At 66.5% G+C, this 11,523-nt stretch carries 10 protein-coding genes; 2 read left to right on the top strand and 8 right to left on the bottom strand.

Features of this window, described 5'->3' with window-relative positions; translation table 11 throughout:
- The 8 genes from JSV08_02190 to JSV08_02155 all read right to left on the bottom strand — a co-directional run.
- The coding region (locus tag JSV08_02190) for a hypothetical protein (GenBank protein UCF81246.1) at positions 1-1,692 on the bottom strand (1,692 nt) is incomplete at its 3' end.
- 188 nt (positions 1,693-1,880) lie between these two features.
- Positions 1,881-2,534: a hypothetical protein gene (locus JSV08_02185; protein ID UCF81245.1), complete on the bottom strand. Its 654-nt coding sequence runs from the start codon at positions 2,532-2,534 to the stop codon at positions 1,881-1,883.
- A gap of 166 nt (positions 2,535-2,700) precedes the next feature.
- On the bottom strand, positions 2,701-3,771 hold the full coding sequence (locus tag JSV08_02180) for a zinc-dependent alcohol dehydrogenase family protein (GenBank protein ID UCF81244.1): 1,071 nt from the start codon (positions 3,769-3,771) through the stop codon (positions 2,701-2,703).
- Between the two features lie 55 nt (positions 3,772-3,826).
- Entirely contained in the window at positions 3,827-4,705 is an 879-nt protein-coding gene (locus JSV08_02175) for a PhoH family protein (protein ID UCF81243.1), read from the bottom strand.
- A 159-nt stretch (positions 4,706-4,864) separates the two neighbouring features.
- Entirely contained in the window at positions 4,865-5,254 is a 390-nt protein-coding gene (locus JSV08_02170; GenBank protein ID UCF81819.1) for a LysM peptidoglycan-binding domain-containing protein, read from the bottom strand.
- A gap of 647 nt (positions 5,255-5,901) precedes the next feature.
- Positions 5,902-7,833, bottom strand: a complete 1,932-nt coding sequence (locus JSV08_02165) for an aconitate hydratase (protein ID UCF81242.1) — start codon at positions 7,831-7,833, stop codon at positions 5,902-5,904.
- 69 nt (positions 7,834-7,902) lie between these two features.
- Positions 7,903-8,886 carry a porphobilinogen synthase gene (gene hemB, locus JSV08_02160; protein UCF81241.1) on the bottom strand — a complete coding sequence of 328 codons (984 nt, stop codon included), beginning with the start codon at positions 8,884-8,886 and terminating at the stop codon, positions 7,903-7,905.
- 32 nt (positions 8,887-8,918) lie between these two features.
- Positions 8,919-9,089: a hypothetical protein gene (locus JSV08_02155; GenBank protein ID UCF81240.1), complete on the bottom strand. Its 171-nt coding sequence runs from the start codon at positions 9,087-9,089 to the stop codon at positions 8,919-8,921.
- Between the two features lie 67 nt (positions 9,090-9,156).
- Between JSV08_02155 and JSV08_02150 the strand changes: the two genes are divergently transcribed.
- Together JSV08_02150 and purH are read left to right on the top strand one after the other, a co-directional pair.
- Positions 9,157-9,933 (top strand): hypothetical protein, encoded by a 777-nt coding sequence (locus tag JSV08_02150; protein ID UCF81239.1) that lies wholly within the window; start codon positions 9,157-9,159, stop codon positions 9,931-9,933.
- The gene (gene purH / locus JSV08_02145) at positions 9,934-11,523 is read left to right on the top strand and encodes a bifunctional phosphoribosylaminoimidazolecarboxamide formyltransferase/IMP cyclohydrolase (GenBank protein UCF81238.1); all 1,590 of its coding nucleotides are present in this window, start codon (positions 9,934-9,936) and stop codon (positions 11,521-11,523) included.

The raw sequence follows: 11,523 nt of genomic DNA, 5'->3' as shown, positions 1-11,523 counted from the left end.
GTCCGACATGTCTGGCAGCGTGTACCGGTAGACGCGGTAGAACGCCGTGTTCGCCTCCGGAGTCCAGTCGAGGGCCACGAAACCGGTCTTGTCGACCAGCAGGAAGGTGTCGGGTGGGACTCCGCTCGCGCACAGGTTCGCGGGCACCGCTCCCGACTGGCTCACCATGTCCACGGGCGCTGACTTCCCGTAAGTCTCCCACAGCGTCTGCATCTCGGTGCCGCGCGTGGTCGTGGTGTTCTCCGATACGAGGAAGTCGATGTACTCCTTGGAGCTCGACTGATAGCGCAGCGTCGCCGTGACCGTGACGGGGTCCGTCACCCCGAGGGGCACGGGCACGAGGTAGGTCGTCGTGTCGTAGTGGGCGAGCACCCCACCGCCGAGGTCGGGATAGCTGTAGCCCTTCGGCTCCGTCTCGATGTCGGGCACGAAGCCGAGGGGCGGGATCCGGTTGTCCTTGGGGTAGTAGTTGTTCAGGACGAAGTTGAAGGTCGGCCCCGTCCCCCAGATACCCGGCTTGGCCTCGTAGATCTTGACCTGCGGGTCTTGCGTGAGCACGGCCGTGCCCGTGTCGTAAGCGCCCGACTCGAAGAACACGCCGCTCCCGACGTCGCTCGCCGTGAGGTTTAGCCACATCCTGCGGCCCTCTGGATAGCCGGTGGGCAGCTTATGGCCCGTGAGGTTCGTGATAGTCACGTCGACCGCCATGAGGTAGCCCTCCTCGACCGACGGCGGAAGGCCCAGGGCCATGGTAGCCGACTTGGTCTGCAGCATGTCGAGCGCCTGGGCCTTCGTCCAGTCGAAGTTCTCGTCGCGCCCGAGACCCGATTCCTCGACCTTCAGGAGATCCATCATCCACACGTTGCCCCCCGCGAACTGGTGCATGGGCACCTCGGCGCGCACGGGGGCGCCGCCCCCGGCCGCCTTCTTATCCAGGACGGAGGGCTGGTGGCACTCCGAGCAGGTCGTGTAGTCCGGGGATACGGGATCGCCGTAGTCGCTCTGGAGCCACTCCTTGTACGTGCGCTCGATGGGGAATTTCAGTCCCGTGTCCGCCCCGGTGTCGTCAACGAGGTTGATGAGGGGGTTCGTCACGTTGTGGCAGACGCCGCAGATCGTGGAGTTGACGTGGAAATCGGGGGAGTAGATGGCCCCGTGCGGGGGCGTGGAGTCGCTGTAGGGGCCGCGCTTCTCCGTCAGGAGGGATATCCAGTACTGGCCGTTCTCGGTGTAGGGGGGCGGCGACGGCCCCTCGTACATACGGTGGCAGAAATCGCAGAAAACCCCCTCGAAGTCGTCGCCCGTAAGCAGGGAGCCGTCGAAGGGGGGGTCGCCGGGGGGGCCCGAGCGCCCCTCTAGCCAGCCAAGGGGAGAGTGGCAGCGGATGCAGAAATCGCCCACGGTCGGGACGTCCTGCTCCGCGATGTCGAGGGTCGCCCAGTAGATGGGATCCCGCGCCGCCTGCGCCATCATCGATCCGGCCCACGTGTCCCAGGGCTCATGGAACGAAGAAGCGTCGAACGTCTTGTGGCAGCCGCAGCCCGGAGGGTCGAGGGGATTCGAGGAGAGCTCGCCCGGCTGGGTTCCGTCTAGGAAAATGCCGTCGGCGGCCAGGATCACGAGCAGGGGGAAGGAGAAGACGATGGTAAGCAGGACCGAAAGCACCGCCCACCGAAGTTTCTTCTTGTTCATTGTATACCTCCTTTCATGACGCACCTCCTTTTCTTGGTGCGTCTCCGTTTAGAAGCTATCGTTTCAAACGACGGGTCCTCTCTTCTTGGAAAACAGGGGGTCAGGGGGAAGCTGGGCCGAGAGCACCGCCCACCGAAGTCCGTTCTTGTTCATGATGCACCTCCTTTTGATGCTCCTAAGTCACAAAGCTACCATTTTACACGACGCCTCTTCTTCTTGGGGAACGTGCTCAGCGGAGTGGCGCCGCCCTTGAAACTCTTGTAGCGGCTCACGAGGGTTTCCTCGTGCCGCTCCTCGTCCTCCACGAGCTTGAGAAACATGCGGCGGAGCGCCGGTTTCCCGCAGCGCTCGGCGAGTTCGGTGTAGAGCTTCTGGGCCTTGACCTCCTCGACGATCGCGATGCGGAAGAGGGAAAGCATGTCCGCCAACGTGAGTTTTTCGGAGCTCTGCTCCTCCTCGAGCGCGGAGCGGAACTTCTCCTCGTGCCGCTTCTCGTCCCTCGCGGCGCCCTTGAAGAACGCGGCTACCGCGCCGAACCCCTCGCGGCGAGCCGTGGCCTCGTAGTTCGCGTAGCGGGAAAGGGCGGCCGCCGCCTCGTCCTCCGCCGCCTCGTGGAGAGCTTCGAGCAAGGACGGGCGATCGAGGAAAGAAAGGATCTGCTCGGCGTGCTCGCGCTCATCCCGCGCCGCCCGAGTGAAGAGCTTGGCCGCTTTCTCACTGCCCTGCCTCATCGCCTGCTCGGCATAGCGCATGAAGCGGTACCAGGTGGCGGTCTCCTCCTTGAGCGCCTTCCGGAGATTTTCCTCCGTCTTGCTCCCTTGCAGTTTTGGGGGCTTCGCCATAACAACTTCTCCTTTTCGCGGCTCCCTCGCCACGAGATACTGATTTTATATCATGTGAAAGTTTAAGGCGTTTGTCAAGACCAATTCGCGCAAAAAAATTGGAGCGGGAGCGGTGACCGCAAGGCCCGCCGTGGCGGGAGAAGTTCAGCGGGGAAAGAACCCCCCGCTAGGAGGAAGGGAGCAGCTCGCGCTCCATGGCGATGACCGCCGATCCCTCCAGCCGGCCCTCCCTCAGGTCGTCCAGGGCCTCGTTCACGCGCTCGAGAGGATAGGCCCGCACCTTCGTCCGCAGGGGCACCTTCGGAGCAAGAGCGAGAAACTCCTCCCCGTCGCGGCGGGTCAGGTTGGCCACGGAGCGAACCACGCGCTCGCCCCAGAGGATCGAGTAGGGAAACGACGGGATGTCGCTCATATGAATCCCCGCGCAGACCACCGAGCCGCCCTTCGACACGGCGCGGAGCGCCGCGGGCACGAGCTCCCCGGCGGGCGCGAAGACGATGGCCGCATCGAGGAGCTCGGGCGGCCGCTCGTCGGAGCTTCCCGCCCACACGGCCCCGAGGCTCCGCGCGAGCGCCTGTCCCGACGCGTCGCCGGAGCGGGTGAAGGCGTAGAGCTCGCGGCCCTGGTAACGGACCACCTGGGCGAGGATGTGCGCGGCGGCGCCGAAGCCGTAGAACCCGAGCCGCTCTCCATCCCCGGCCAGGTGCAGGGCCCGGTACCCGATCAGCCCGGCGCACAGGAGCGGAGCGGCCTCGAGGTCGGGATAATTCTCCGGAACGGGAAAGCAGAACCGCTCGTCCGCCGCGCACAGCTCGGCGAAGCCGCCGTCGCGCTGGTAGCCCGTGTAGCGCGCGGTGTCGCACAGGTTCTCGCGCCCGGAGCGGCAGTACGGGCACTCGCCGCAGCTTCCGCCGAGCCAGGGAACGCCGATGCGATCGCCCGCGGAGAATCGCCGCGCCTCTTTCCCGAGCCCCACCACCGTTCCCACGATCTGGTGCCCAGGGACGAGCGGCAGCTTGGGCTCCTGGAGGTCGCCGTCCACGACGTGGAGGTCCGTCCGGCAGACGGCGCACGCCCGCACCCGGACGAGCACTTCCTTAGCGCCGGGCTTAGGGTCGGGGAGCTCGGTTATTTTGAGCGGACGCTCTCGCCTTCGCGTAGCTTGCCTTCCGCATGGCTTCGGAAGGTGGACGCTTCGGCGGAGCGAGGTCGGCGCTTCGAAGACGGCGGCGCGCATGACCTTTCATTATGAGACATGCGAGAAGCCCGCGCCACTTGTGGGTGGTTCCCGCCTACTTTTTCTTCCTGTGGTTCCGCTTGTTGTAGCTCTCGTAGGCCTGGACGATGGTCTGCACCAGCGTGTGGCGCACCACGTCCTGGTCGCTCATGCGGACGAACGCGATGCCCTCGATGCCGGCGAGGATTTTCTGCACCTCGATGAGGCCCGAGGTCGTGCCCTGCGAGAGGTCGATCTGTGTGTCGTCGCCAGTGACGACGGCCTTCGAGTTGAACCCGAGGCGCGTGACGAACATCTTCATCTGCTCGCTCGTGGTGTTCTGCGCCTCGTCGAGGATGATGAAGGCGTCGTTCAGGGTGCGGCCGCGCATGAAAGCGATGGGCGCGATCTCGATAACGCCCTTGTCGAGGTAGGAGCGCGTCTTTTCCGGGTCGAGCAGGTCGTAGAGCGCGTCGTAGAGGGGCCGCAGGTAGGGGTCCACCTTTTCGACGAGCGTGCCGGGCAGGAAACCCAGCCTCTCGCCGGCCTCCACGGCGGGCCGCGCAAGCACGATGCGCCGGACGCGGCCCTGGTTGAGGGCGGCGACGGCCGAGGCCACTGCGAGATACGTCTTGCCCGTGCCGGCGGGCCCGACGCCGAAGACGATGTCGTGGTTCTGGATGGCGCGGACGTAGCCCTGCTGGTTGAGGCTCTTGGGCAGAACTGTGCGCGACGGCGATACGGCGATTTTGGACTCGACCAGGAAATCGCGCAGGGAAAGGCCCGAGTCCGCGAGCATCAGGCGCACGGCGCTCTTGAAGTCGCCCTTCGTGAAGGCATGCCCCTCCGCCAGGAGCTCGGCCATCTGCCGCAGGAGCGACTCGGCGCGGCGGACGCTCTCCGCCTCGCCCTCGAGTTGGATGTCCTCGCCGCGGCCGTTGATGGCGACGCCCATCTTGTCTTCGATGTAGCGGAAGTGGTTGTGATGGACGCCGGAGAGCTTCTCCAGGACGTCCTTCGGGACGTGAAGCGCCGCCGTGGCGGCGGAAGGCGAAGAAATTTCGCTCAGGCGCTGCCTCCAGGCGGGAGGAAAGTCCTCGCGCGCGTGGTCTCGTTACCTGCCGACGTAACGGTCGTCGTAGCCCTCTTCGACGTCCGGCCAGCGGCGGTTGCGCGCGTGGCGGACGGCGGACTTCTTATCACCCTCCGACGCGTCCTGCGTCAGCGTGAAGACCTGCTCGGGAAAGATGAGGTCAGGATTCTTGATCTTGGAGCGGTTCGCCTTGAAGATGAGCGGCCACAGGAACGGGTCGGCGTAGACCTTTTCGTGCGTCGCGATATCCCAGAGGGTGTCGCCGCGCTCGACGGTCCACTCGTTGAGCGTTGCGTTCTTCAGCGCTTCGAGCCTCGCAGCTTCCTCGGCCTTCCGGCGCTCTTCCTCCGCCTTGGCTTTGACGGCGGCGTTCGCCGCGGCGTTGGCGAGCTTTGCGGCTTCCTCCGCCAGCTTCTTCGCCTTGAGATAGTTGCAGTCGCCCTTTTGCATCTCAGCCTTGGCCGCGTCGAGCTTCGAGACCGCCTGGTTGAGCTGGGAGGCCGCGTATTCCTCGGCGCCGGCCTCGCGCGCCTTTTCGATGGCCTCCTCGGCGTCGGCTATCGCGCTTTCGGCTTCCTTGCGCGCCGAGTCCTTGCGCGCTATGGCCGCCTGCTCGGCGGCCTGGGCCGTCGCCAGGGACTCCTCGGCCCGCTCAGTGGCCGTGCGGCGCGGTGTTCCCTCCGCGCTCGCCTCGTCGAGGAGGCTTTTGGCCTTGTTGTAATCGGCCGCAGCGTATTCCGGGGCGCAGTTCACGCGCGCCGACTCGATCGCGGCCGAGGCGTCGTCAAAGTATCTCTGGGGCACGGTGCATCCCCACGCTCCGAGCGCGAGGGCGCATACAATCAACAGGATATTCTTAGCCAAAGCTTTCATAAGAAATGGCCTCCGTAGGTGTTGTCAAGTTTGCATGCTGTTTTCCGGGCGATTCTCCATGATACACATTTTCAGGGCCTTGTCAAGCGCCATCTGAAAAAGGGGCCAGGGGCCGGGAGGCCGGTTTTTCAGGGGCCAGCCGCCGTGCCAGCCCTGACAATTATGGGCAACCACAAGGGTTGCCCCTACTTCCCGCCCGCCTTCGTGTAGGGCAGGAGCCCCCCCGCCTTGAGGATGGCGCGCTGGCGCCCGGTAAGGGCGAGCCTCGCGCGGACGGCCGCGCCCTTCGTCCTGTTCTTCACCTCGATGAGGTCGCCGGCGGCGAGGCAGCTCGGGACGCTAAGGATTTCCAAAGAATCGCCCTGCTCGATTTTTTCGTAGTCGTCCGCCTTCGCGAACGTGAGCGGGAGGATGCCGAAGTTGATGAGGTTGTTGAAGTGGATGCGGGCGAAGGATTTCACCAAAACGGCCTTGAGGCCGAGGTAGGAGGGCGCGAGCGCCGCGTGCTCGCGCGAGGAGCCCTGGCCGTAGTTCTCGCCCCCCACGACGAAGCCGCCGCCTTTCTCCCTGGCGCGCGCGGGGAAGCTCTCGTCGACGCGCGTGAAGACGTACTCGGAGATCGCCGGAATGTTCGAGCGCAGCGGCAGGATTTTCGACCCGGCGGGCAGGATGTGGTCGGTCGAGATGTTGTCGCCGACTTTGAGAAGAACCTCGCCCGCAAGCTCGTCCGGCATGGAGCCCTTGAGCGGAACGGGCTTTATGTTGGGGCCGCGCACGATCTCGACCTTCGCGGCGCTTTCGGGGTCGGCGGGCGGCAGGATAAGGTTGTCGTTCAGGAGGAATTTGCGCGGCGTCTTGACGGCGGGCTTCTCGCCCAGGCTGCGCGGGTCGGTGATGGCGCCCCGCAGCGCCGTCGCGGCGGCGGTCTCGGGGCTCGCCAGGTAGACCTGCGCGTCGGCCGTGCCGCTTCGGCCCACGAAGTTGCGGTTGAACGTGCGCACGGAGACGCCGCCCGACGGCGGCGCCTGCCCCATGCCGATGCACGGGCCGCAGGCCGACTCGAGGATGCGCGCCCCCGCCGCGATCATCGCCGCAATGGCGCCGTCGCGCGCCGCCATCTCGTACACCTGCTTCGAGCCGGGCGAGACGGTCATGTTGAGATTCGGCGCGACGGTCTTGCCCTTGAGCACCTCGGCCACGATGGTGAGGTCGTAGTAGGAGGAGTTCGTGCACGAGCCCACGCACACCTGGTCCGCCCTGAGGCCCTCGACCTCGCGCACGGGCACGACGTTGTCGGGCGAGTGCGGCTTCGCGACGAGGGGCTCTAGCGCGTCGAGGTCGATCTCGATCTCCTCGTCGTAGGAGGCCGACTTCGAGGGCTTGAGGGAACGGTACTGCCCGGCGCGCCCTTGGGCCTTGAGGAAACGCTTCGTCACGGAGTCGCTCGGGAACAGCGAGGTCGTGGCCCCGAGCTCCGCGCCCATGTTCGTAATCGTCGCGCGCTCCGGAACGGAGAGCGACTCGACGCCCGGGCCGAAGTATTCGAAAATCTTTCCGACGCCGCCCTTGACGCTCAGGCGGCGGAGCATCTCGAGGATGATGTCCTTGGCGGCCACCCACGGCCGGAGCTCCCCGACGAGCTTCACGCCCACGACCCTGGGCACCGTTATATAGTACGGGCCGCCGCCCATCGCGACGGCCACGTCGAGGCCGCCCGCGCCCATGGCGAGCGCCCCGAGTCCCCCGCCGGTGGGCGTGTGGCTGTCCGAGCCGAGCTGGATTGCGCCCGGCACGCCGAACCGCTCGAGGTGCACCTGGTGGCAGATGCCGTTTCCGGGCCTCGAGAAATACGCCCCGAACTTCGCCGCCGCGCTCTGCAGGTAGCGGTGGTCGTCGGGGTTCTCGAAGCCCGTCTGGAGCATGTTGTGGTCCACGTAGGAGACGGCGAGGCACTGGACGCGGTCGATTCCCATGGCCTCGAACTGGAGATACGCCATCGTCCCCGTGGCGTCCTGCGTGAGCACCTGGTCCACCCTGACCGCCGCCTCCTCGCCCGCGCGCAGGCGCCCCTTCACGAGGTGCTCCTTCAGAATTTTCTTCGTCATGTTCATTCCCATCGTTGAGACTCCTCTATGAATAATTTATCTCTGAAGATGCCGTATGAAAGGCCTTTCCGCCCGAGGCGGCTATCCCGCGCCCTCGCGGAGAGCGCGCGCGGCGTCCTTGGCGAAGTAGGTAATCAGAATGTCGGCCCCGGCGCGCTTGATGCACGTGAGCATCTCGAACATCGTCCTCCGCTCGTCGAGCCAGCCGTTCGCGGCGGCGGCCTTGAGCATGGCGTACTCGCCGCTCACGCTGTAGGCCGCGATCGGCACGTGGAAGCGCTCGCGGGCGGCGCGTATCACGTCGAGGTAGGGAAGCGCGGGCTTCACCATCACGATGTCGGCCCCCTCGCGGACGTCTTTTTCGATCTCGGAGACGGCCTCGCGCGCGTTCGCGGGGTTCATCTGGTACGAGCGGCGGTCCCCGAACTGCGGCGCCGACTGCGCCGCCTCGCGGAACGGCCCGTAGAAGGCCGAGGCGTACTTGGCCGCGTAGGACATGATTCCGACGTTCCGGAAATTCTCCTCGTCGAGGCGGCGCCGGATGGCGTCCACCCGCCCGTCCATCATGTCGGAGGGGGCGACGAAGTCGGCGCCAGCCTTCGCGTGGGAGAGCGCCACCTGCGCCAGCACCTTGAGGGTGGCGTCGTTGTCGACGAGGGAGCCGTTCAGTACGCCGCAGTGGCCGTGCGAGGTGTACGCGCAGAGGCACACGTCGGTGAAGACCGCCACGTCGGGAAACGCCTCCTTCAGGGCGCGCACCGCCTGCTGCACCGTGCCGTCCGGGTCGTAGGCCTCGCTTCCGCGCTCGTCCTTCTCCGAGGGCAGGCCGAAGAGAAGCACGGCCAAAATGCCCAACTCCTTCGCCTCCTTCACCTCGTCGAGGAGGCGGTCCACGGAGAGGTGAAACACGCCCGGCAGGCTCGGGACGGGCTCGGCGACGCCCTCGCCGCGGCGCACGAAGAGCGGCCAGATGAGGTCGCGCGGCGCCCAGTGCGTCTCCTCGACAAGCTCTCGAACGGCGGGATGGATGCGCAGGCGGCGCATCCGGGAGCGGGGAAAGAGCATGGCGGACTACAACGGAAAGGTTCCCTCCGCCTTCAATACTCGTCGCCGAAGAAGAAGTAGTTGGCGCACGTGGTCGAGCAGAATTTCCTTCCGCTCACGGTGGTTTCGCAGTCCTCGCAGTACCACTTGAGGCACATCGGGCACTTGTGGAGCGTGGCCTCTTCTTCGCTTTCGTTGCAAACGCTGCATCGTCGGTCCATCATGGCATTTCACAAAGGGGTTCGGGACGCGGCTTTACGTTACCTTTCCTATCCATTATACTCATGCGCGATGGCAAGAAGCAACGCAAGGCGGCCGGGCGGTTTGCCGCACTCCTGGGTGTCTATCGCCATGGCGCTCTGGGCGGCGCCGGGAGCGCTGCTCGCCTGGGACGAGGCGACCTACCGCGCCGTGGCGGAGGACAGCTTCCGGCTTCTTCCGCCGTCGCTCCAGGAAGCCGTCGAGCCCTACAAGGACGCGCTTATCGAAGGGGCGGCGGAGCCCCTCTCCCTCCACAAAGGCAAGCGCCACACCTACGACGTCTCGACCGGAAAGGGCGACCTCATCGAGGAAAGCCTCAAGGCCATCGAGGAGGGGATCAAGCTGGTGGAGGAGCGGAAGCCGTTCAAGGAAGTCGCGCGGCAGCTGGGCATCATGTGCCACTTTGCCGTCGACCTGGCCGACCCGCTCCGCGCCTCGGACGAGGACCCCCGGGAAGCGGACATCGAGGAGGACTTCGCGGCGTTTGCCGTGCGGCAGAAAGAAAAATTTCTGCTGGTCTTCCCCGGCTACCCGCCCAAGTTCCTGTCGAAGGGCCTCGAGCCGTATCTGAAAAGGTTCTCCGACCACTCCCGCACGTACTATCCGATTCTTCTCCGCGCGTACCACCCCGACGGAAAGCGCGTCTCCTCCGAGGCGTTCGACGAGCGCTCGACGGCGTTCGGGGTCGCCTCCGTCTGCTTTTCCCAGGCCATTGTGACCACGGGGACCATGTGGGTCCACTTCTGGCACCGCGCCCACGGCGACATGAACAAAACACCGTTTCTCAGCGAAAAGGAACACTTCTAAATGCCCGCTACAACGATCAAGCACGCACTGCTTTCGGTCTCCGACAAGTCGAAACTGGACACGCTGGCGAGCTTCCTCGCCGGGCGGGGCGTAACGCTCCTCTCGACGGGAGGGACGGCGGCGTACCTCGAGCGGGCCGGGCTGCGGCCCGTCGAGGTCAGCAGCACCACCGGTTTCCCCGAAATCCTGGGAGGCCGGGTCAAGACGCTCCACCCCAAGATTTTCGGCGGGCTCCTCTGCGACCCCCGGAGCCCCGCCCACCAGAGCGACCTCGAACGCCATGGCATCGAGCCGATCGGCCTCGTCGTGGTGAACCTCTACCCGTTCGAGCAGACGGTCAAGCGGCGTGGCGCCTCGTGGGCGGACTGCGTGGAGAACATCGACATCGGGGGCGTGGCGCTGCTGCGCGCGGCGGCGAAGAACCACGCGCGCGTCCTGGTCCTCTGCGACCCGGCCGACTACGAGCCCTTCGTGAAGGAGTGGAAGGAGCTGGGAGAAATTTCCGAAAAGACCCGCGCCCGCCTGGCGGGGAAGGCGTTCCACCACACGGCGCGCTACGACGCGCTCATCGCCCGGGCCTTCGCGGGGCGCGCCGGCGGCCGCTCCCGTAAGGGGACGCCCGGGAGCGTGGTCATGGCGCTCGACCGCAAGAGCGAGCTCCGCTACGGCGAGAACCCGCACCAGCAGGGCGCCATCTACGTGGAGCCCCTCGAGGGGGGCGACATCACCGGCGCCAGGGTGCTGCAGGGCAAGGGCGTCTCGTACAACAACTACTTCGACGCCGACGCGGCGTGGCGGCTCGCGGCGGACCTCGCGGCGCTCGCCGGGAAGGGTTCTTCCAAGAAGGGCCCCGCCGCGTGCGCCATCATCAAGCACGGCATCCCGTGCGGCGCGGGCCTCGGGGCGAGCGTGAAGGAGGCCTTCGTGCGCGCCCACGAGTCGGACCCGGTCTCGGCCTTCGGGGGCGTCGTGGCCCTCAGCCGCCCGCCCGACGCCGCGGCGGCCCGCGTGATGGTCAAGTATTTCCTCGAGGTGATAGCCGCGCCGTCGTTCCCGGCGGAGGCGAGAAAAATTTTCAAAGCGAAGGCCGACCTGCGCCTCCTGGCCACGGGAAAGCCCCGCGCCCGGCGCACCGGGTGGGACTCGAAGAGGGTCGGGGGCGGGTGGCTGCTCCAGGCGTGGGACGAGGGGCTCACCGGCCCCGCCAAGTGGAAGGTCGCGACGAAGAAGAAGCCCACGCCGGCGCAGAGGCGCGCGCTCGAGTTCGCGTGGACCGTGGTAAAGCACGTGCGGTCGAACGCCATCGTCGTGGCGAACGAGAAGGGGACGCTCGGCATCGGCGCGGGGCAGACGAGCCGCGTCACCGCGTCGTACATCGCCCTCCGCCAGGCCGGCAAGAAGGCCCGCGGCGCGGTGCTCGCCTCGGACGGTTTTTTCCCGTTCCGCGACAGCGTCGACAGGGCCGCCAGGGCCGGCGTGAGCGCCATCGTCCAGCCCGGCGGCTCGAAGCGCGACGCGGACGCCGTCGCCGCCTGCAACCAGCACCGCATCACCATGGCGCTCACCGGGCGCCGGCACTTCAGGCACTAG

It is taken from the genome of Acidobacteriota bacterium (assembly GCA_020349885.1).
In the GTDB taxonomy this organism is placed as follows: Bacteria; Acidobacteriota.
Note: the sequence above shows the minus strand (reverse complement) of the source record. Positions and strands in the feature narration are given on the sequence as shown.